This window comes from Mongoliitalea daihaiensis, from assembly GCF_021596945.1.
In the GTDB taxonomy this organism is placed as follows: domain Bacteria; phylum Bacteroidota; class Bacteroidia; order Cytophagales; family Cyclobacteriaceae; genus Mongoliitalea; species Mongoliitalea daihaiensis.
In genome coordinates this window covers 1,880,952-1,904,297 of the sequence record NZ_CP063779.1, presented here as the reverse complement: position 1 = coordinate 1,904,297, position 23,346 = coordinate 1,880,952, and the positions used below count along the sequence as shown (strand labels likewise).

At 39.0% G+C, this 23,346-nt stretch carries 15 protein-coding genes; 8 read left to right on the top strand and 7 right to left on the bottom strand.

Translation table 11 applies throughout. The features are described from left to right. Positions 1 to 211 precede the first annotated feature (211 nt). The 3 genes from thrA to thrC are packed head-to-tail and all read left to right on the top strand — an operon-like array spanning position 212 to position 4,933. Positions 212 to 2,665 (top strand): bifunctional aspartate kinase/homoserine dehydrogenase I, encoded by a 2,454-nt coding sequence (thrA, locus tag IPZ59_RS08065; protein WP_236139359.1) that lies wholly within the window; start codon positions 212 to 214, stop codon positions 2,663 to 2,665. A 3-nt stretch (positions 2,666 to 2,668) separates the two neighbouring features. Then, the gene (locus IPZ59_RS08060; protein ID WP_236139358.1) at positions 2,669 to 3,604 is read left to right on the top strand and encodes a homoserine kinase; all 936 of its coding nucleotides are present in this window, start codon (positions 2,669 to 2,671) and stop codon (positions 3,602 to 3,604) included. A gap of 24 nt (positions 3,605 to 3,628) precedes the next feature. Further along, the gene (gene thrC / locus IPZ59_RS08055) at positions 3,629 to 4,933 is read left to right on the top strand and encodes a threonine synthase (protein ID WP_236139357.1); all 1,305 of its coding nucleotides are present in this window, start codon (positions 3,629 to 3,631) and stop codon (positions 4,931 to 4,933) included. 169 nt (positions 4,934 to 5,102) lie between these two features. Here thrC and IPZ59_RS08050 read toward each other — a convergent pair whose 3' ends face one another. Beyond that, on the bottom strand, positions 5,103 to 6,080 hold the full coding sequence (locus IPZ59_RS08050) for a YpdA family putative bacillithiol disulfide reductase (RefSeq protein WP_236139356.1): 978 nt from the start codon (positions 6,078 to 6,080) through the stop codon (positions 5,103 to 5,105). Positions 6,081 to 6,084: 4 nt separating this feature from the next. Beyond that, positions 6,085 to 6,852, bottom strand: a complete 768-nt coding sequence (locus IPZ59_RS08045) for an NRDE family protein (protein ID WP_236139355.1) — start codon at positions 6,850 to 6,852, stop codon at positions 6,085 to 6,087. A 91-nt stretch (positions 6,853 to 6,943) separates the two neighbouring features. On the opposite strand from IPZ59_RS08045, the gene IPZ59_RS08040 reads away from it, so the two are divergent. Continuing rightward, positions 6,944 to 7,318, top strand: coding sequence for a BlaI/MecI/CopY family transcriptional regulator (locus IPZ59_RS08040; protein WP_236139354.1), 375 nt, complete (start codon positions 6,944 to 6,946; stop codon positions 7,316 to 7,318). Then, the gene (locus IPZ59_RS08035) at positions 7,318 to 9,432 is read left to right on the top strand and encodes a M56 family metallopeptidase (protein ID WP_236139353.1); all 2,115 of its coding nucleotides are present in this window, start codon (positions 7,318 to 7,320) and stop codon (positions 9,430 to 9,432) included. The genes IPZ59_RS08040 and IPZ59_RS08035 overlap by 1 nt, the downstream gene beginning before the upstream one ends. An 81-nt stretch (positions 9,433 to 9,513) precedes the next feature. Here the strand turns inward: IPZ59_RS08035 and IPZ59_RS08030 are convergent, their stop codons facing one another. Further along, entirely contained in the window at positions 9,514 to 10,668 is a 1,155-nt protein-coding gene (locus tag IPZ59_RS08030) for a PQQ-dependent sugar dehydrogenase (protein WP_236139352.1), read from the bottom strand. A gap of 146 nt (positions 10,669 to 10,814) precedes the next feature. Between IPZ59_RS08030 and IPZ59_RS08025 the strand changes: the two genes are divergently transcribed. Both IPZ59_RS08025 and IPZ59_RS08020 read left to right on the top strand, forming a co-directional pair. Next, the gene (locus tag IPZ59_RS08025; protein WP_236139785.1) at positions 10,815 to 11,939 is read left to right on the top strand and encodes a sugar phosphate isomerase/epimerase family protein; all 1,125 of its coding nucleotides are present in this window, start codon (positions 10,815 to 10,817) and stop codon (positions 11,937 to 11,939) included. Positions 11,940 to 12,466: 527 nt separating this feature from the next. Beyond that, positions 12,467 to 13,150 carry a calcineurin-like phosphoesterase C-terminal domain-containing protein gene (locus tag IPZ59_RS08020; RefSeq protein ID WP_236139351.1) on the top strand — a complete coding sequence of 228 codons (684 nt, stop codon included), beginning with the start codon at positions 12,467 to 12,469 and terminating at the stop codon, positions 13,148 to 13,150. Between the two features lie 29 nt (positions 13,151 to 13,179). Here the strand turns inward: IPZ59_RS08020 and IPZ59_RS08015 are convergent, their stop codons facing one another. From IPZ59_RS08015 to IPZ59_RS08000, 4 genes are all read right to left on the bottom strand, one after another. Further along, on the bottom strand, positions 13,180 to 14,823 hold the full coding sequence (locus IPZ59_RS08015) for a DUF6377 domain-containing protein (RefSeq protein WP_236139350.1): 1,644 nt from the start codon (positions 14,821 to 14,823) through the stop codon (positions 13,180 to 13,182). A 448-nt stretch (positions 14,824 to 15,271) separates the two neighbouring features. Next, on the bottom strand, positions 15,272 to 16,588 hold the full coding sequence (locus tag IPZ59_RS08010) for a histidine phosphatase family protein (protein ID WP_236139349.1): 1,317 nt from the start codon (positions 16,586 to 16,588) through the stop codon (positions 15,272 to 15,274). 42 nt (positions 16,589 to 16,630) lie between these two features. Continuing rightward, complete coding sequence (locus IPZ59_RS08005; RefSeq protein WP_236139348.1) at positions 16,631 to 18,316, bottom strand: RagB/SusD family nutrient uptake outer membrane protein; 1,686 nt, start codon at positions 18,314 to 18,316, stop codon at positions 16,631 to 16,633. A 14-nt stretch (positions 18,317 to 18,330) separates the two neighbouring features. Next, a complete protein-coding gene (locus tag IPZ59_RS08000; protein WP_236139347.1) occupies positions 18,331 to 21,285 on the bottom strand; it encodes a SusC/RagA family TonB-linked outer membrane protein in 2,955 nt (984 codons plus the stop codon). 428 nt (positions 21,286 to 21,713) lie between these two features. Here IPZ59_RS08000 and IPZ59_RS07995 point away from each other — a divergent pair, with 428 nt between their 5' ends. Next, positions 21,714 to 23,288, top strand: coding sequence for a calcineurin-like phosphoesterase C-terminal domain-containing protein (locus IPZ59_RS07995; protein WP_236139346.1), 1,575 nt, complete (start codon positions 21,714 to 21,716; stop codon positions 23,286 to 23,288). Positions 23,289 to 23,346: the final 58 nt, after the last annotated feature.

The following is a 23,346-nucleotide window of genomic DNA, read 5'->3' as shown; positions in this document are numbered from 1 at the left end:
TTATCAAAAAAGATGTTTGCAGCTCAATATATACCTAATGAGATAGGATTCGGGAAAAACTCCGAAGGCTGCATGGTATTCATGGGTACCACCATGTTCTTTTTCACTACCACCACGGGCTGAGCCCGTTCTATCAATCATATAGCCCCAATTGTATAGGCCTTTATTTGAAGGTTCTCTGTCATAATATATAGTCAAAAATCACGCATTTATGAAAATTTTAAAGTTTGGAGGTTCGTCAGTAGCCAATGCCACTAATATCCGAAAGGTGTTTAGTATCCTGCAAGAACAAAAAGCTCTTGGAGAGTTTGCAGTTGTTTTTTCTGCATTTGGCGGGGTGACGGAGATTTTGTTGACATGTGCACAAAAAGCCAATGCAAGTGACCGTTCGTATGTGGGAGAGTTGAAAGCCTTGGAAGAAAGACACTACGAAATATTAAAAAGCCTTATTCCTGTTCAACATCAATCCTCCGTTTTAACTTATGTGAAGGTTCGTTTCAATGAATTGGAGGATGTGTTTCACGGGATTTACTTGATCAAAGAGTGTTCTCCAAGGACCTTGGATTATGTTGCAAGCTTTGGAGAGCGACTTTCGGCATTTATTTTGGCAGAAGCCTTGAAAGTAGAAGGTTTTGATTCGGTATTTGTAGATGCCCGCGAGGTGATTCGCACCAATAATCGTTTTGGAAATGCCAAAGTAGACTTTCATGTTACCAATGACTTGATAGCTGATTTTTTCCATCAACATCCCGGCTTAAAAGTAATCACCGGCTTTATTGCTTCCTCTGATAAAGGTGAAACAACGACCTTGGGTAGAAGTGGCTCGGATTATACAGCAGCAATTTTTGCTTCGGCTTTGAATGCTACTTCCTTGGAAATATGGACAGATGTATCCGGTGTGATGACATCTGATCCTCGCTTGGTTTATACCGCCTTCACCATTCCTCAATTGACCTACAATGAGGCCATGGAGTTGTCTCATTTTGGAGCGAAAGTGATTTTCCCTGCTACCATGCAGCCCGCGATGAAAAAAGGGATCCCTATTTTCATCAAAAATACTTTTGAACCCGAAAATGCGGGTACTTTAATTAATGGGGACGATCCCTCAGGTCAAATCATCAAGGGCGTTTCATCTATGTCCGGCATTTCCTTGCTAAATATTCAAGGAGCTGGATTGATTGAAGTCGTAGGTGTGAGTAGACGTGTTTTTGGAGGATTGGCTGATGCAGGGGTGAATGTTATTTTGATCAGTCAAGCTTCCTCCGAACACAGTATATGTGTGGCTGTCCGGAGCAGTGAGGCACAAAAAGCGAAAGAAGCTATTGAACAGGAGTTTCTTCCAGAAATAAAAAATGGAGAAATGGATCCTGTATTGCTCACAGCCGATATGGCGGTTGTGGCAGTTGTCGGTGAAAATATGAAGCATAATCCAGGTTCCAGTGGCAGGATGTTTCAAGCCTTAGGTCAAAACAATATCAACGTATATGCCATTGCCCAAGGGAGTTCGGAGCTGAATATTTCGGCGGTAGTTTCTCAAACTGACTTACAGAAGGCCCTCAATGCCTTGCATGAAGCATACTTCTTGTCGGATAATAAGGTCTTACACGTGTTTTTGGTGGGTGTTGGCTTGATAGGGAAGGCATTGATCAAAATGATAGCAAGCCAGCAAGAAAAGTTGCAACGGGAAAATGATCTGGATATTCAAATCCACGGAATCGCTAATTCTCGTTTTATGGCTTTCCACGAAGATGGATTCAATCTGAAAAACTGTCCTGAACCTCAGGATGCTGTGGGCGCAAAGCCAATGAACTTGGAGGCATTTATTGCACAGATGGAGTCGATGAACTTCTCCAATTCAGTTTTTGTGGACTGCACGGCAAGCCAAGATGTCGCGGATTTATACGATAGAGTATTGGAGGCAAAAGTTGCCATTGTTACGCCAAATAAAAAGGCAAACTCAGGGGACTTAGCCAAGTATAAGTCTTTGAAGAAACTAGCGTATAAAAGAGGTGTCAAGTTTTTGTATGAAACCAATGTAGCAGCTGGACTTCCTGTTATCAACACCTTGCAGGATTTGATGTTGAGTGGTGATAAGGTCTTGAAAATCGAAGCTGTACTCAGTGGATCGATGAATTTTATTTTCTCTGAATTTGAAAAAGGATTGCCATTTTCGGAAGTCGTCAGGCAAGCCAAGGACAAAGGGTATACCGAGCCTGATCCAAGAGATGATTTGAGCGGAATGGATGTAGGTAGGAAAATTTTGATTTTAGGACGAGAAGCAGAACAGGATTTGCACTTCGAGGATATCGCCATTCAAAGTATGGTACCTGATAATTGTGTGGAAACCAAAGATGTGGAAGAGTTTTTTGCTAAATTAAAAGCCCATGATGCAGCTTTTACTAACTTATTGGCTGAAGCTCAAGAAGCTGGCAAAAAACTGCGTTTTATGGCCACTTTGGAAAATGGAAAAGCAAAAGTTGGACTCAATTCCTTGGACAGCTCGCATCCGTTTTATACGCTTAAAGGAAGTGATAACATGATCTTATTTACAACGGAGAGATACCATGATTTCCCGATGATTATCCGTGGACCCGGAGCTGGAGCCGATGTTACTGCCGCTGGGGTATTTGCAGATGTGATTCGCTTAGGAAACTTTACTAGATAACATATGAAAGCAGTAACTGCCTTTGCGCCTGCTACCGTCGCGAATGTTTCCTGTGGATTTGATATTTTGGGCTTTGCTATCGGGGAAATGGGTGATCAAGTACGGGTTGCCTTGAGTGAGGAGCCTGGACTGCGGGTGGTATCCATCACCGGAGACGGTGGGAGACTTCCAACAGAGCCTGAGAAAAACACCTGCACAGTGGCAATCCAGGCTTTTTTAGATCGCTTAAGCTCTGATCAAGGCTTAGAGATTTCTCTGATTAAAGGCTTGCCACTAGGTTCAGGTATGGGATCTTCTGCCGCAAGTGCTGCTGCTGCCTTGATGGCCGTCAATGAATTGATGGGGAGTCCATTTACGAAATCGGAATTGGTACCATTTGCCATGGAGGCAGAGCGGGTTGCCTGTGGGGCGGCACATGCGGATAATGTAGCCCCATCAATTTTGGGGGGATTTGTGTTAATCCGGGATTATGCTCCCTTGGACATTGTCAAACTTCCTGTTCCGGAAGGTTTATATACTACGCTCATTCATCCGCATATTGAATTGCGAACGGCAGACTCACGCTCTGTTTTGAGGAGACAAATTTCTTTGCAGGATGCAGTCGTGCAATCTGGGAATATTGCAGGATTGATTTCTGCCTTGTACACTTCGGATTTGAAATTGCTTGGGAGGTCTTTGAAAGATGTGATTGCAGAACCATACCGTGCTCTGTTAATTCCTGGTTTCTACGAATTGCGGGAGGCTATTCAAAAAGTAGGAGCCTTGGGCTCAGGAATCTCCGGATCAGGTCCGACTTTGTTTGTCCTATCAGAAAGTCAAGAAATTGCCGAGTTAGTCGCTAAAAAAGCTGAAGAACTGTATGCTTCCATAGGTTTGGGAGTAGATATCTCTGTTGCAGATGTAAATCCGGTAGGGGCTTATGTAATCAGCCTTGAATAAGTATAGTAAATTGTTGAAAGCACTATGAAATTTTACAGTACAAATAATCCAGAACACGTTGTTTCGCTCAAGGAAGCTGTTATCAAAGGCTTAGCACCTGATCAAGGACTTTATATGCCTGAACACATCCCGCTGATGCCTGCAGAGTTTTTCCAGGAACTTCCCTTTATGAGCTTTCAAGAAATGGGAGTAGAAGTTATACGGGCTTTGTTTAAAGATGACCTTACGGAGGATCAAATCAAACAATTGGTGGAGCATACGCTTTCATTCGACACCCCATTGGTACAGGTGGAAGATGGAATTTATACGTTGGAATTATTTCATGGGCCTACTTTGGCTTTCAAAGATGTCGGTGCAAGATTTTGCTCCAAACTTATGTCTATGCTCATGACAGACGAATCTCGGCTTGTTCGGGTGTTGGTCGCCACATCAGGTGATACAGGTTCTGCTGTAGCCAATGGGTTTTATAAAGTACCAGGAGTAGAGGTGATTATTTTATACCCTCAAGGAAAAGTCTCCAAATTACAGGAAAAGCAGTTTACTACCCTTGGCGAAAATATTCACTGCTTGGAAGTAGCTGGTGTATTTGACGACTGTCAACGGCTGGTCAAAGAAGCATTTTTGGATACAGAGTTGAATCAAGAGATGCTACTGACTTCTGCCAATTCCATCAATATTGCCCGCTGGATTCCCCAATGTCTGTATTATTTCCATGCCTGGGCTCAATTGCTGGATAAAGAAAAAAAAATAGCTGTATCTGTACCTAGTGGAAATTTTGGTAACCTTGGGGCGGGAATTTTGGCAGAAAGAATGGGATTACCGATTGATATATTTGTAGCCAGCACCAACGTAAACAAGGTAGTGCCGGAGTTTTTGGATTCAGGGATTTTTGACCCCATACCTTCTTTATCAACGATTAGCAATTCCATGGATGTAGGAAATCCAAGTAACTTTTATCGCTTGCTTGATTTGTATGGCAACGATGAGGAACTACTCAAATCAAGGGTCGTCGGTTATTATTTTTCTGATGAGGAAACAGCAATTGCTATGCGAGAAGTAAAGGCTGCTACAGGCTACCTTATGGATCCTCATGGAGCGGTGGGGTACTTGGGGTTGAAAAAGTTTTTGAAAGAAAAAGGAGAAGAGTTTCAAGGTATATTCCTAGAAACTGCTCATCCTGGTAAGTTCCAATCCACCGTAGAAGAAGTGCTCCAGGAGTCCATCCAACTACCCAATCGCCTACAAGCCTTCCTATCAAAAGAAGTGAAAAGCAGTCGTATGGGAAATGATTTCGAGGAGTTTAAAAGGTACTTGAATGACGCTCGGTAGCTCGCTGGTCTCTCGCAGATTTAGTGGATTTGACAGATTTAACGTAGATAATTGATACTATCTGATCAATCAGATGTAGACAGCTATTTAATTTTAATGCTTTTCATTGGATTTCACAAGTACGAAAACCCACACTTTGACCTGTTTGTAATCTGTTCGATCCGTTTAATCAGCGAGAAACTTTTTCTTTGATATGATTGACGATTTGCTGAGCGTGGACGATAGAATTTTCTATGAAAAATTCACGGGTATTTAATCCCCCACAGACTACCCCAGCTAAATAGACACCTGGAATATTGGATTCTTGATTGTTGGGGTCGTAACATGGTTGGCGTTTTTCATCCAAACTGAGTTCTACTCCTAATTGGTCCAATAAAGCAAAATTTGGCACATAGCCTGTCATGGCAAGAACAAAGTCGTTTGGAATAGTCACTTCCCCCTCAGGAGTATCGAGCACTACTTCTTTTTCCCGAATTTCCTTCACTAGACTGTTGGTATACGCCTTGATGGAACCTTCTTTGATGCGATTTTCTATATCTGGTTTAACCCAGTATTTGACATTGGCATCTATTCCATCTCCTTTCAATGCCATAGTAACATGACCTCCTTTTCTCCAAACCTCCAGTGCCACATCCACAGCTGAGTTTGCTCCGCCTACTACCAAGACTTCCTGACCTATGTACGGCCAAGGTTCTTTGTAATAATGGCTGACTTTTGGAAGATCTTCGCCCGGAACATTCATCAGGTTTGGTAAATCATAGAATCCCGTAGCCATCACAATATTATGAGCAGCATACTTGCCTTTATTGGTGATGACCTCAAATATCCCAGATGATGTTTTATTTAATATGTTTACTTCTTCGTACAGGTGTACTTTTAGTTTCCACTTTTGAAAAACCCTCCGATAATATTCCAACGCCTCCGTACGGGTAGGCTTATGAGATACAGACATAAAGGGAATTTCTCCCATTTCCAGTTTTTCCGACGTAGAGAAAAAAGTCATATTTAGGGGGTAGTTGAATAAGGAATTGGTCAGCACACCTTTTTCAACGATCAGATAATTAATATTGGCTTTTTCACAGGCAATCCCACAGGCTAGTCCAATCGGGCCTCCCCCTACAATCAATACATCCAAAATTTCTTTCACGACCTCAGTTTTTTATTACATCAAATTGAAGGCTAGTATCTGAGTGGGTATTTTTTAATTGATCAAATGTCCTCTCCACCATGGTTACCTCCCCTGTATGCTTCCATAACAAGACAGTAGTGTTAACTGTTCCGTAAATCCCTTCAGCATGAATAAACTGGCAGCTCATCAATCGCTCTCTTGCCAAGCCTAAACCAGTCTCGGGCAACTCTTCGTCCGGAGCAACTACTCTAGAGTGAAGTATTGGCATCATGGAAATTGGATCGAAATTTTCTGATGCAATCAGTTTTTTCAAACCTTCTTTAGCTAAGGTAAGCTTGGGCCAAGGGGTTTCCAGTAAGGCATTGCTTAACCCATACAGGCCCGGTGTTAATAAATGTATCCCTTGATTATAGTTCGACAGGTAATAAGCACCGGACGGGTCACCTACGATCAAGTTGAACCCTTCAAAATCATCCCCTTGAGACTCCAAGTATTGAAGATAGTCGACTGGAGGAATGGATGAATTGAGATAGTTTTGCACCAATTCTCCACGGCTTTTGCTATCGGGTTTGATATTCCGCATATCCCGATAATTGGTCAGGAATGCAAATCTGCCATTGGGATGCATAGCAAGCCAAGTACCGCCTGCGCGGAGGTCTTTTCCACCGTAAAAACCTTCTTCCCATGGATGGATTTCCTGAGATGGCCTGTCGAAAAACTCATCTCTATTGGCCACTAAAATTAGTTTGTATGTTGGGTGATTGTCCCAATTAAAGGTTATTAAACACATGATGCAAGCTAACAATTAAAGTAAAAAATTCTAAAAAAATTTTGTCTACGATTTTTATCGTATATATTTGTACGAATAAAATCGTAGAACTATGGAAGGCAAACCCACTGAGGCTGAGTTAGAAATTTTATCATTGCTCTGGCAATTGGGAAAAGCGACTGTTCGGGAAATCCACGAAAAGTTGGCTGAAACCAAGGAGACTGGTTACACTACTACCCTAAAGATTATGCAAATTATGCATAGCAAAGGCATGTTGGGACGGGATGAAGCCAATCGTACACATATTTATTATCCTGCGGTAGCGCAAGAAGATACACAGAAAACCTTGATCAAGAGTTTTGTTTCTGCAGCTTTTGCAGGTTCTTCCAAAGATTTAGTATTACAGGCACTTGGTCAAGGGAAACCGACTCAGGAAGAAATTGATGAGATTCGGGCGTTTTTGGATCACATGGAAAAAATGAACTAATGGGACTGTACACTGGATTGATCGCTCCTCAAATTCAAGAGGCCTTTGGATGGATGTTGATTCATTCCATTTGGCAAATCACAGTGGTGGGATTATTTTTTTGGGGACTACTCTTTTTTGGAAAAAATCTATCTGCGACAAAGAAATACATAGCTGGTATGATTTGTTTAGGATTGATTCCTTTGATTGCTGCCATCACTTTTACCTGGCATATTGACTTGACCTTTGAAAAGACTATCGAAAGTTTCACTTCCAAAGTTGCATCCGAAGCTGTTTTGGGCTCCACATTTATGGAAGCTGACAATCCTTCCAATACTCATACCATCACCTACTTAGAAAAGTATATGAGTCCTTACCTTCTGTTAATTGTAAAAGGATGGATATTCGGTCTTATTCTTTTCTTGTTAAGAACCTTTATGGGTTGGAGTAGCCTCAGAAATCTACGTCAAAAGCCTGTGGAGCAATTGGATGAGCAGTGGCAAGAGCTTTTTGATCGTGTTTTGAAAACTACAAAACTCAGTTCTCTGGTGGGTATTTACAGTAGCAAGTTTGTTAGTGTCCCCTTAACATTTGGGGTATGGAAACCCATCATCCTTATTCCCGCAGCACTACTCTTACAAATGAATCCTTGTCAGTTAGAAGCAATTCTGATGCATGAGCTCGCACATATCAAGCGAAGAGATTACCTATGGAATTTCTTGCAGGTAATGACAGAAAATATCTTCTTTTTCCATCCGATCTGTTGGTGGATTACTACCGAAATCCGACGACAACGGGAATTAGCCGCGGATGAGTGGGCAATTGCCCATGGGGTAGCTCCCAAAGAGTTGGCCTATGGTCTAGCCACTGCGGCTGCCTTTCAGCAACATCACGCAGTCCCTGAATTTGCTTTGGCTGCTAGCAAATCCAAACATCCAACCTTAGAACGAATCAAAAAATTACTGGGAGTTCACAGTTCCCCTTCTCAACCAACTACTTTAACCACATGTACCATGATTACAACCATCATTATTTCCGTTTTCCTCTTGGGGATGAACCAACCGGTCAATAGTCTGCCTTCAAATTTGAACGAGGAAGTTAGCGTAAAACAACTATTTGCAGAGCTTCTTGAGCTAAGGGATACTATTCCTCCAATTCCAGATACGCTCACTATCTACCTTAGGGAACCAGGTGCAGTGCCTACAGTCGACATTGAAATGGATTATCCATCAGATATGCCTATCAAAATGTTATCCTTTGAATGGCCTGACTTCAGTAATATGCCGATTGTTTCTTTCGAGCCTGTAAGCCTAATACCCTCTATAGATTTATCTGGTTTATCCAACCTGAATGGTTTTGCCTCATTACCTCAGGTTTCTTTTCAACCCATACCTGATTTGCAGCTTAAACCGATTTCTATCAAGCCGTTAAAGCCTATTTCTATTCCAACTTTAAATGGGTTAGGAACTCTAGGCACACCAAGTGATACTACCAAAAGCTCTCGTAAGGTACAAAGCTTCATAATTCATGGGTTGTCTGATACCTTGGTATGGGATTCAAAAAATCTACATGCAAAAATAGTAAAAGCAGACAGTGTTGTAGTATTTCCTTTTTTCAAGGTAGACTCACTAAGTAAGAGACAAACTTTTGATTTCCAGAGTTTCCAAAAGAATAGTCTTTTCAATGGAAAAGAAATTCGTGAGACTCATAATTTTAGTTATACTATTGACTCTCTTGGGATTAAAAATCTATTTTCGGATAGTCTGAAAATGAATCAGAATGGATTGAGTTTTTACTTTAAAGATCCTGGAACCTCCTCTTTAGAAGAAATACAAAAACAGCTCAAAGCTAAACAAAAGGAGAATGAACAAAAGTTTAAGGAGCAGCAAGAATCTTTCAAAACAACGTTTGAAGAACTTCAAAAACAGCTACTAGCTAAGCAGAAGGAAAACCAGCAAAAAATTAAGGAGTGGCAAGAATCAAATAAACCTGCTTTAGAAGAACTCCAAGAACAGTTAAAGAATTGGCAAAAGGAAAATGAGCAGAAAATGAAAGAGTGGCAGCAGCAGTTAAAACTTTTGCAGGAAGAGTTGCTGCAATTACAGAAGGAGCAGGGGAAGTCGGGGAAGAATTAAAACCAATATTAGGATTCCGTACAAATAGTAAAAGGAGGTCAATAGACCTCCTTTTGCATAAATAGAATTGATAGACTACAATCAGCTTTGAGGAATCAATTTCACCAATAGGCCGGTAGCTTCTACCAAGGCGTAAATATAACCATCAGGGCTTTGGGATACTTGACGTACGCGTCCGATATCTTTCAATAAAGTCTCTTCATGGGTTACTTTTGCACCATCCAACTCCAGTCGTGCTACCTGCATTCCTGCCAATCCAGCAACTAAAAGATTCCCTTTCCAAGTAGGGTATTTATCAGAAGTAACTAAGGCCATGCCACAAGTGGCAATGGAAGGAACCCAATAGGTCACAGGCTGCTCCATGCCTTCTTTTTCTGTAAGCTCAGTCAAGATGCTGCCATCATAATTGATGCCGTAGGAAATCACCGGCCATCCATAGTTTTTACCTTTTTCGATCAAATTCAACTCGTCACCACCTTTAGGACCATGTTCTACTGCCCAAAGCCTATTGTTGGCTTTATCATAAACCATTCCCTGAATATTCCTATTGCCATAACTCCAGATAGCACCTTTGGCATTAGGCTCATTCACAAACGGATTGTCAGCAGGAATCCTTCCATCGTCATGTAAGCGAAGGACTTTTCCATGGTCATTGTCCAATTCTTGTGCATTCATCGGTCTGGATCCTTTGTCTCCATTAGAGAAGAATAGGTATCCATCATTGTCAAATACAATTCTAGACCCGAAATGTCTCCCGCCTTTCCATTCTGGACCGCAGACATAGATATCTTCATAATCGGTGAAATTGGTTCCGGATAGTTTTCCACGCCCGATCACCAATACTTCTCCATCTCCTTGTGTTCTCGCGTATGCCAAATAAATCCAGCCATTGGACGCATAGTCTGGGTGTAAAGTAACATCCAGCAATCCCGCTTGATTGATTTCACGCACCGCAGGAAGTCCGCTCACCTTGTTTCCTGTAAATACATCATTTTCAAAGATCAGCATTTCGCCAGCACGTTCTACTACCAACATTTTCCCATCTGGCAACCAAGTCATGCCCCAAGGGCTGATGAAGTCCGTGTAAAGTGTATCTATTTTGAAGTCAAGTTTTTCAGAACTTACTGCAAAAGGGTCTTTTTCAGCTGTAATGGAGGGGTCTTTATCTGCACAGGAGACTGCAGAAAAACCCAGTAATCCTGCTACCAGTAAACTTAGTATTCTTGATTTTTTCATAGTTGAATAACATATTTTATGTAAAAATACTGATTTTGAATGGATTTTGTTCGAATGTTCTGATGGATGGAAGGGTTTTGACTTCGGAGGCTTTTGATTTTGCTGGAAGGAAAGTAAATTCGCTTAATATCAACCATCGAATATATATGCACAATCAAATTTGGATCATGAGTTCAACTTTTGATCAACTTTCGTTAGACCAAACAGTCACTAAAGCACAGGAAGCAGGTGTGCAAGGATTGGACTTATGTGTATTTCGAAAGGATGGGACTAGGGATGACTTTGTAGCGACTCATTTGGATTACCTAAATTTTGATACTCCTGCTGCACAAGCAATCCTCGAGAAGTTTAATGCTGCCAATTTAAGATTATCTATTGGCGCCTTCGAAAATCTAATCGGCGGAGATCCTGTGCAGCGACGCCACAATCAAAACCATCTACTTCGCCTGATACGGATAGCGTATTTGTTGGGAGGAGACGAAAATGATGTAAAAGTTGGAACTTTTGTGGGCTACAACCATGAGTTGGGGGTTCAGGAAAATGGCTTTGAAAAGAACCTCTTGGAGTACCAAAAGGTATTTGAACCCATCATTCGCTACGCAGATGACTTGGGGGTCACCATTCTTTATGAAAACTGTCCTATGGAAGGCTGGAGGTCGTCTGGTTATTGGGGGACGTACAATAATTTACCAGGCGTATTAGCTGCCCGCAAATTGATGTATGAATTAATCCCTTACAACAATCACGGGGAAATCTACGATCCTTCCCACGATATCTGGCAGCATACGGATCCCATTGAAGTTATCAAACATACCGATATGCAAAGGCTCAAGCGAATTCATGTCAAATCTACTAGGAACAGTTCTGATCCTTATTGGGGGAACATGTATGCCATGCAACGAGTTAATCCTGAATTGGCCGCTCAAGCAGGTGTGCCGATCTCTAGTAATCCTTGGGATCGGCATCAGTATGAAGCAACTTTGCCAGGCTTTGGCTTGGGGGATCATTTAGATTGGAGGGCTTTTGTAGAAGTATTGCAACAACAAGGTTTTGCAGGTCCCTTTGAAATCGAAAATGAAGCTAAATTATCCAAGCAAACCGGTAACATGGGAGCCATCATGCAAGGAATCAAAGCGGCTGTAAACAACCTTGCACCATTGTTATATCCACTTACAGAAGAAGGATTTACTTACCCCAAATCCATGGTAGAACCATTGAAAGACGTGCAGAGAAAGGATGTTGCTGTTGTGACGATGGAAGAGCTTGACTAATGCAACTTTCAGTACCTTAAACAAAAATCCAAAAAAAATTTCATATAAAACGTTGCGAGTTTTGACCCCGATAATCTAAATTCCTTCCCATATCGCATGTTATTATCAACTACCCAACTACTGAATTGAAAGCAAGAAGGGCCTTTAGTAGTTTTGGTGCAAAAGGTTTCACAATGATGGATGTTTCTATGAATGGTATTATCCTGAATATTTCTTGAGTACCTCGGAAATCGTTTTATTGGGAAATTCAGAGTTGATTTAGAAGCATCTATTGCAGAGTTACTGGGCAAAGAAGAACCTCCTATTAGTAAAATGTAATGCCATTTTTCAATCCAATTGGTTCAGGGATCAGTCCGAACAGACGCAGATTTGGCTTGGAGCCTTTGATTCAAGACTGAGTCTACAAGGGGCTGGTAGGATTGGGCCATCAAGGACGCAGACTCCCAACTGCATACGTTCCGTCTCTAAGCTGAAATACAAAAAAAATTTGCATCCTATCTACCACTTTTTCGGAGAAATTCACTGCCTTGATATTTGGAGACCCTCAGCCCTATAGTTTGGATGAATTAGAATACTTTAGAAAAGGTATTGTATCTGAAGTAGAAGGAATCACCGATGTTAGTTTTGGGGCTTCTTTAGGAGACATTGTGGGTGACCGACCGGACTTTTTCAATGCTTACAAAGAAATTATCGAAAAAGTAGGTATTCCTTGGTTTCATGTCATGGGCAATCACGATATGAATTTTGACGTCACATCCGACGAATTTAGCGATGAATCCTTCACCGCTGCTTTTGGTCCTGCCACCTATGCTTTCAATCATGGAAATGCCCATTACATGAAACAAACTTTTTTCGGTAAAGAAGATGGTTTTTATGGAAGCAAGGCCCACCACCACTTCAATGTAGGCACTCCATCGGGTGATTGGTATAGCGGCAAGATCTTGGCAAATGGTACGCCCGCCTCTACGATGAGGGATGGATCCCCTAAAGGCTATGTATTTCTGGAAATTGATGGATCAGAGTATGCGGCTCGCTATAAGCCTGCCGGAAGAGCTGCTGATTACCAAATCCAAGTACATGCTCCAAAAATTTTGGTAGAAGGTGTTCGCACTACTGCTCAACTAGTAGCCAACTTCTTCACTGGAGCGGCAACAGACAAAGTCATTTTTCGAATCAATGGTGGAGAATGGAAACCCATTATTATTTCTTAGAACTTTTTAATTGAAAAAAACATCAAAAATCACCTTCCAATCTTTTGTAAGCTCGTGAAAAAATCTTCTTTGGATGATTTAGCTTTATTTTTCAACTTTAGTTTATAATTGTAAACTGTCTGAGGTGAATAGTGAAGAATTAAAGCAATTTTACCACTATCACTAATACCAAGTCTTATCAAAGCAAATACCCTCAACTCTGGAGTAAGTATCTCATTTCCTTTAGGAAAAATACGTTTATCATCCCTGAGCAAAGCATTAAAATCATCTATGAAATTTGGGAAAATCCCGAGGAATATAGCATCGAAACTTTGATAGAATTCCTTAAGCTCATCGGAAAATAATTTAGTTGAACTTGTGAAAAGAATAGCATCGTTAATTTTTTGAGAACGTAACTTTTTGTGAACTGTTAGTCTGAAGTTTTCCAGCTTATTTATATATGACGAGCAGATATCAAATACATAACCTATATAGACTTCCTTTACATGATCTGACTCCGCAAGTTGATCATTCAAACTTTTGAGTTGATCATTCATTATTGAAATTTCTCTAGTCTTATTTTTTAACTTTATTTCAGCCTTTTTTAATTTTCTTATTTGTTGTAACACAATAAAAGAAATCAACAATAAAAATGCTACTAAGACCAAACTAAAGTAAAGTAATTTACGAAGATTTCTTTTTTCAGCATTCACCTGTTGCTCGTATGCAGCGGTAATGATGGGTAAAGTTTCTGAGATTTCAATCATACGAAATCGAGCTTTTGCAAAATGTGCATCTTCCATCGCACATTTAATATAAGTGTAGGCGCGACTTACATCTCCTTCTTGAAACAAAATAATAGCCAATTTACGAAGGGCTATATAACTTTTAACTGGCTTCATTAAATCTTGCAATGCAGCCCTAGCCAGATATTCTTTTTGTAAGTTAGTATTGCCCATAGCCTCATATACTGAGGCCAATGTATAATCAAAGGAAAAGTTATCTTTTTGTTCCAAATAATTTGGATATGCTCCTAATATGTATTCCAAGGCAGAGTCATAATGGCCATAATCCAAAAGACGAGCGGTATAAACCAGCTGATAATTTAATTTACTTTTATCAAGCACTTGTAACAAGGAGTCCTTATATTGATAAACATACCGTATATACTTTTGTCTCTCTTCATCAGATAAAGAACTTTGATACAAAAGAGAATAAGTAGAATGGTAAATGTGGTAAAGATACTGCTTGTTATTTTTATCAATTATCGCAACATCAATGGTATCTAAAATTTCGAATGCCTCCTTATACATCCCCATTTTACCAAGCATTTCAGCGACATTCATTTGGGATTGCTCAATATGGTATTTGTCACCAAGCTGTAAGGCAAGTTTTCGTTTTTCTTTCGCAACATTTAGAGCACGATTTAAGTCGTAGTGCTCTAATTCTTTAAAAAGAAATGAATTAACTTCGTATTTTCTATTCTTATCAGTAAATATTGCCAAAGCAGCATGTAGACTATCAATTTTTGTTTCTTTTCGTTTAGTAAAAAAGTCTTTATTTTCTATTGCACTATCAATAGCCTTGATTAGTGAATCAAGATTGGAAAGAGATGCAAATGCAGAGTAATGGCAACAAAGAAATGCTAAGAAAAAAAATAAGACTATAGGTAATTTTCTTTTTCTGCTTAACATATAACTTTCAAATTGTTTGAAGTGGAGTAAATCCAATGGTTAGGAGGAATTTTGGTTTTTACAAGAAGTGCTAAGTTATAAGAATCGAAAATTTATACAATTCATTGCTCATCTAATTTACTGAATCAAACCTAATATCTAATTACCATCTTATACTTTTACTTTAAACTTTCATTGAATTAAAGCGTCCTAATCTGTCCCTATCTTCATGTTTAGACATGAAGATAGGTGATTATTAATTTCCATTATATGAATAAATCTTATATCCTTCACTTGCTACCTGTCAACAATGATTGAAAATACAAGTCCATAAATAAGGTTTCAATACTTACTATCAGGTATAAACTGAACTCGAATAATCTTTACTGAAGATGATCTTTTAACTTATTTTTTAGATCTATTTTATGAATTTAAAGTTGTAACCTGCCTATTTTCAATCATTTATAATTTAGGATGTTGGCACTTTACTTGGCTTTTGAAGTAAGGACTGGTAAAATGTTTTTACATCCGACCATTTGTAAAACGGAAAAAGAGAAGTTTCAATTGGAGGTACACTCACTGTTTGCTCATTATATAAAAAAGTAACTAACACATCTTTCACTTCAGGATGTCGGTAAAAAACCATTTGTATATTAGCAGCCATTGGAGCAACTTTAAAATCATTCCAAAAATTAGCATAATCTTGAGGGTTAGCAACGCTATTGTAGGTTCCTTGAATATGAAGTAACATAGCTAGTGGAACAATATTACCGTCATGCCCAAACCGAAAAGAAGCGCCAACCTCATTCTTTGAAATAATATTCTCTGCTTTATTTAAAATATCATTAAGCAGGGGCTTTGCATTTTCCATCATCATGCCTCCATTAATAGCAGCATTACCATATTTCACATAAAGCTGATAATTTTTGGCTTGCCAAAGATTGTATAGCTCTTCTTTTTGAAACAAATCGTAAAGTGAAATATCAATCATTGTATTTTGCATATTCCCAGCAATTTCGAATAAATCAAACATGAATGAGCTTGGCTTAAACTCAGGCCCCAAGTGTTCCACACTAAGAAAAAGGGATTTAATTAACCTATCTGGTATAATATGTGATTCTTCAAACAACTCATATTCAGGTAGCCAGGTGTCTTTTGCGTAACGAAACTGAACAGCCTGACTGGTATGATGATTTAAATAGTCCATATGGTTTTCATGTGAATCCATGTTTATATTTAAAACAGGATTCTTTTCCCTTAATCCTTCACAAAACAATTCCATACTATTTATACAACGCCCTACTGTTGTAGAGACCGCTGTAATTTGTGCATTCTGAATGAATACATTAGGGTATTTTTCAAACATCCTCTCAGATATTTCATTCATTTGTCTTTTTCCTAAAGGAGTAAGTTCTCCGCCATTTCCTTCCACTTGACTATAGATAATTTTTAATCGGTTAAAAACATCCTGACCAAGTGGGGTAAGTATTTGTTCGCTATCTGCCTTTTCAAAAACATTTATAACCTTCAAATACTCCTTATCACTAACAAGATAACGTGACCCATGTCTCCCAAAATGACTGATATAGAAAGGCTCATATCCAGTGGGTGGCACATTGGCTTCAATGTCATTTGGTATTGTATACGCAAAATTAACTCCACCTGATTTTTCAATAGTTGAAAAAATTTCTTTGCGAACATCTTGCGCATTAACTAATATATTTGGAATAAATACATGTATCCAAAATATTAAAGATAGTCTTCTTAAATTATGAGATATTTTCATTCTTTCACCTTTTGATTAATAATTACTTTTGAGATAAATAAATTATCTGAAATCTGGGTTTTGTGTTAAGTTTGGATTTACAGTAAACTCATTATCTGGGATTGGGAAAAGCTTGAATTTATCATCCACATCTCTTCCTAAAAAATTGTTTGCAGTTCCGTCACTACCTTTCCAATCCCAATTATACCCTTTTGTAAATTTATTAAACCTAATTAAATCTGTGCGCCTTACTGATTCGGTATAAAGCTCTCTTGCTCTTTCATCTAATATAAAGTCCAAAGTTAGCTCAGCATCGGAAATTCGGCCTGATTTATCATTACCATAGCTTCCTGATAAATAGGCTCGATCCCTAATTTCATTAACATATTCTAACGCTACAGCTCGTGAACCATCTGCTCCCCTTAAGATCGCTTCAGCAGCCATAAGGTATGCATCCGCAGTTCTAAACATAGGATAGTCAATGTAGGAATATGTTGTTCCGCCAGGCACAAGATCTTCTCTGTTCTTATTGACATTACGCCATTTTATTATGGCATAGCCATTCGTGAAATCATTTATAAAAGGTTGATTACTTCTCCAAGTTTCTTTGGTATGGCCTTCTGTGAAAAATTGAGCTCGCTTATCAGCTTTTTTATCTCCCCAAGTATCTTCAATGTCGAAAGTTTGATCGCTAGGAGAGAATTTTTCCACTAATTGAGTTTTTGCTCTTGCACTTCCCCAGCTACGTGCACCTATTCCAGTCACATAAAAATTGCTCATACGGCCATTATTTAATGCTTTCATTAGAAAATTTGTGCCTGCACTGTTGATGGTATACTCTCCGTCCTGCACCAATGGCCAAATTATTTCTTTGCAGGTATTATTATCCGCAAGGAAAATATGACGCCAGTCAGAAGCAAGTGGGTATTGACCATTATTGATTATCATGGATGCATATTCATATGCTTTTTGATATTCTGGTTGTCCAACCCAAGTTTCTGAATTTAGGTAAATACGTGCTAATAAGAACCAGCTTGCTACCTGATCGACCCTTCCATAATCGTTGGTACCCGGCAACTTAAGTTTATCTTTAATTTCCTCTAATTCATTTACTGCAAAATTATATATTTCAGCACGAGAGCGTTGTTGAGGTATCACACCTACAGGCATTGATTCATCTATAAATGGCCCTGATCCATACAAGTCACATATCATACTGTAACTATATGCACGAATAAATCTAGCCTCTGAGCGATAGTACTCTATATTTGACCTCATTTGATCCAATAGACCTCTTGCTTGTAATTTTTCATCTGTGGATTCCCTCAAAAATTCATTACAATACGCAATGGTCATATAAAGTCTATAGTAGGCATATTGCAAAATAGGTGTAGAAGGATTCCAATTAACGAACAAGAAATCTCTAGATCCCTGCGAGCTTCCAGCATGAAGAGCTACCTCATCAGTGGAACATTCCTGCAAATAAAAAATGGCACGAGTGTATCCACTATATCCAACATCCAAACCCCCAAGATCACCATCTCGATCAGGCCCATCCTGACCATTCAATATAAGCGATCCATAAATCTTGGCTAAAACAGCTAAATATCCCTGTTCGGTTGCATAAACCTGTTCACTAATTAATTGTCGATCGTTAAGGGGTAAGGTATCCAAGTCCTTGAAACAACCAGTTGTGAATGTAGATAAGAGTATTACAGCGATAAATGGTAAATAATTAAATCTTTTCATGGCTATTTGTCGAATTAGAAGTTAAAATTGATAGAACAGGTAAATATTCTCGGACGTTGATAAACATTGTTATCAAGACCATTAAAAATTTCAGGATCTACTCCTGAGTAGCGTGTTAGAAGTAACATATTTTGGGCACTTAATGCAAGTCTTAACATACTGCCCTCTTTCCATATGTTATTAATCGTATAACCAGCTGTAATATTATCAAACCTAAAAAATGAGCCCGATTCTAAAAACATATCAGAAAAATAACGTTCCATTGTAAATCCACGATCTAGTGCTTGCCTTGAAATATTGCTAGAGACTCCCTCTGAGCTAAATAGTGACATAAGAGTTTGGCCAGCTTGTTGATAATTTAAAACATAATTCCCAAAGCTTCCATGTCCATTCATTCCGAAGTCCCAAGATTTGTATGTTACCCTTGTACTTATACCATAGAAGTATGGAGGTAAAGAGCTTTTTCCTGTAACATACTTGTTTGCATCCTGTTCACTAGAAGTTATTGCTCCATCCCTGCCGATATACTGTCCTTCTAATGGGTTTCCGTTATCATCATATGCCTGTTGTAGTAAAAAGAAGGTGTTGGGAGTATGACCCACTTTATGAATCTGAAAATCGCGTCTGCTTATGGTTCCAGTTTTTACAAAATTGTCTTCTGTATCAATGGTGTTGAGTTTTGTGATGGTTGCTTTATTATAAGTGAAATTCCCACTAATAGTCCATTCAAGATTATTCTTTTTTATTGGAGTGCCTCCTAGAGCAAATTCAACTCCTTGGTTTCGCATACTGCCAATATTGGTTTCAATAATATTTGTAAAATTACTCCCAGCAGGTACCGCTATCCTATTAAGAAGATCGTTTGTGGTACGATGATACGCATCAATACTACCAAAAACATAATCCTTAAATAGACTAAAGTCAAAACCTAAATTGTATGTAGAAGTAGTTTCCCACCTAATATTTGGATCATACCCATTTGGTCTCATCATATTTATCCATTCATTTCCGAATAAATATCGTTGAGCATTTGTTGATACAGTATAAGTGGCTAATGATGGATGATATCCTCCAATATCTTGCTGACCCGTTTTGCCATAACTGACTCTAAACTTTAAATCTGAAATTGCTGAAATATTTTTGATAAAAGCCTCTTCTGTTAAACGATAAGCAACTGCTCCTGATGGAAAATATCCCCAACGGTTTTCTTGGCTAAAACGTGATGATCCATCTGCTCGTAAGGTTCCCGTGAATAATATTTTTGAACCTATTGAATAATTTACCCTGGTGAAAAATGAAAGTAAATATAACGCATCTTCATCAGGTACGGATGTATCAACTACATCACGTACGATGCTTTGGGGATTTATACTATACCAGAACCTCTGCCATTCATAACCAACCATTGCGTCAAAATTATTCCTATTTCTAACAGTCTTGTTATAATTAGCATAGGTAGTAAAGATGAAATTTGTATTCTGATTTTCTGAAAAAAGCTGTCTTCCACGACCATCATTCCTTATAGATGTAAAGGTTGCAGGGGCATTATCAGGAATAATTTCACTAAAATCTCGATTTCTGATATCGTAACCAAAATTAGTATTAATCCTTAAATCCTCGAAACCATGAACAACATAGTCCAATGCTATATTCCCTAAGGTTCTGAACTCTTTGTTCAGTCTACTAGTAAGAAAAAGATTTGCTACTGGATTTGTAGGTGCTAAAGAAATCGGGTTTCCTTCGTTCATCCACACAAAATAACCAAGTCCTATATTATTGGGATACTGTTCCCTAACGGGTCTTGTTGGATCGAAGGATATTGCGCTTCCGATCACTCCAGTAGATATTGGTCTTTCGTTTTCCCATATCCCCTTGAAATTTATATCTAATGAAAGATGACTATCAAAAAACTTTGGAGAAACCCCTAAGCTTACATTACTCCTTTGAAAATTATTTTCTGAAATTATTCCGTCTTGATTTGTATATCCAAGTGAAACCCTGTAAGGAACGTTTAATGAATTCCCACTTAATGAAACGCTATGATCAGTCCCAAAGCTAGTACGATAGATTTCTCTTTGCCAGTCCGTAGAAGCAGAACCTAATTGAAAATCTTCTGGCGCAATTGCTTTTACTGGAAATATCTCTCTGTATTCATCAGCTGATAAAACATCAAAAAAATCATATACTCTGTTTACCATGAAGTTAGCAGTGTAGCTCACTTGGGGTTTCCCTGATCTTGCGGCACCCTTTTTGGTAGTAATGATTACCACACCATTGGAGGCACGTGAACCATAAATAGCTGTTGCTGAGGCATCTTTTAATACTGTAAATGATTCAATATCATTGGGATTAATTGAACTCAAGGGAGCGCTTCCAGCAATTGGCACACCGTCAATCACAATAAGTGGGTCATTCGAAGCAGATAATGATGCTCCCATCCGTATCCTAATTATGCCTTCGCTGCCTGGAGCTCCTGTACCAGGAACAACATTTACACCTGCTATTTTTCCAACCAGTGCATCTTGGGGTGTTAATATTAAACCTTTATTCAATGGGTCTAGTTTTACAGAACTAACAGCTCCTGTAGCGTCGCTTTTTCTTACACGGCCATATCCAATAACGACTACTTCATCTAAGCTCTCTTCATTTGGTTCCAATGAAATAATTAATGGATCTTGATTAGCTATAATTTCCTTTGCTTTATAGCCAATGCTTGAAATGATTAGTATAGTATTTGGTGCGACGCTTATTCTAAAGTTACCACTAGCGTCCACAGCAGTCCCAGAAGTACCTCCTTTAACAGAGATCAATGCAGTAATTAATGGTTCGCCAGTTTCTTTATCGGTTACAGTTCCTGTAACCAATAGTGACTCCTGAGCATTGGCACTATTTAATAGAATCAGAAATCCAAAAAAGCACCATGCAAGTAGTAATAGTCTTTTAATTTTGTAAATCTTCAACATCATCATTTTAAGGTTAGTTTGGTTAAAATAATTCTCTTTCTAGGCAGTGATAAAATTAGAGTCATGATATCGTTTAACAAAAGCAAGTAGAACTAGAAAGTAGAAATCAATCCAAGGAAAAATTTTGTAAAATATTGTTTTTGAGATAATTATAAAAAATTCGTCTCTAAACATTAGTAGGTTTTTAGAACATAGTGAGTAGGCTTTTTAAACGAAAAAGAGCCACGGATACATAGTCATGCGTTTAAATATGTAAAACCTATTATTTAAGTCATTCTCCTAAAAAGGTCTTCTATTTGAAATTAGTTTTTAAAATGAAAAACATTTAATTTTTGCCACACCCCTCGTTTTATAATAAATCCTTAACCTTTCCTTAAACTCCATTCCTTCAAATAAGCCTACTTTTGATGTTACCAACCTGACCAACAAAAAACATGAGAAAATTAATTTTTACAGCCGTCTTTTTCACTTTCGCCTATGTACTCCATGCCCAGCAAACTGTCAAAGGTTTTGTATTCGAAGACAGTAACCGCAATGGAAAAAAAGAGCGCAGAGAAAACGGGATTCCCAATGTGGCTGTTTCCAATGGAATTGAAGTAGTACGGACTGATAGCAAAGGAGCTTATGAATTACCTATCAAAGAACATCAAACAGTTTTTGTAATCAAGCCATCCACCCACGAACTTCCAGTGGATAAAAATAACCTTCCACAGTTTTTCTATACTCATAAGCCTAATGGGTCACCTGCTAATTTGAAGTATGCTGGAGTGACACCTACAGGCCCGCTACCTTCCTCTGTAGATTTTGCATTACTGCCTACCACTTTTTCGGAGAAATTCACTGCCTTGATATTTGGAGACCCTCAGCCCTATAGTTTGGATGAATTAGATTACTTTAGAAAAGGTATTGTATCTGAAGTAGAAGGAATCACCGATGTTAGTTTTGGGGCTTCTTTAGGAGACATTGTGGGTGACCGGCCGGACTTTTTCAATGCTTACAAAGAAATTATCGAAAAAGTAGGTATTCCTTGGTTTCATGTCATGGGCAATCACGATATGAATTTTGACGTCACATCCGACGAATTTAGCGATGAATCCTTCACCGCTGCTTTTGGTCCTGCCACCTATGCTTTCAATCATGGAAATGCCCACTTCATAGTATTGGAAAACATTTTGTATCCTGACCCAAGAGATGGACAGGGATATTGGGGCGGATTACGAGAAGACCAATTAGCTTTTGTGGAAAACAACCTCAAACTCGTTTCCAAGGACAAATTAGTGGTATTATTGATGCATATCCCTTTGTTTGAGGAAAATGGAGACAGCTTTAGAGATGCTGATAGAGAAAAATTATTAGAGTTGATCTCTCCCTTTGCCAATACGCTTTCTATGAGTGCACACACCCATTACATGAAACAAACTTTTTTCGGTAAAGAAGATGGTTTTTATGGAAGCAAGGCCCACCATCACTTCAATGTAGGTACTCCATCGGGTGATTGGTATAGCGGCAAGATCTTGGCAAATGGTACGCCCGCCTCTACGATGAGGGATGGATCCCCTAAAGGCTATGTATTTCTGGAAATTGATGGATCAGAGTATGCGGCTCGCTATAAGCCTGCCGGAAGAGCTGCTGACTACCAAATCCAAGTGCATGCTCCAAAAATTTTGGTAGAAGGTGTTCGCACTACTGCGCAACTAGTAGCCAACTTCTTCACTGGAGCGGCAACAGACAAAGTCATTTTTCGAATCAATGGTGGAGAATGGAAACCCATGATCAACTTTGAAAGTTTGGATCCAAGTTTTTGGTTGGAAGTCATGGAATGGGATACCACCCAAACAGCATTGCCAGGAAGAAGGCCTTCCAATCCTGCACTTACGGACCACTTATGGAGAGCAGCGCTTCCAAGCAATCTTCCAGCAGGCGACTACACCATAGAAATCCAAGCCACCGATATGTATGGAGCTTTGCATACGGCCACGCATCAGATGCGGGTAGTTCCTAAACCTTGATTTGTTCGAAAAAGAGGAAGGATGGGGAGATGTCCCAAGTACCAAGCAGGGATTCATG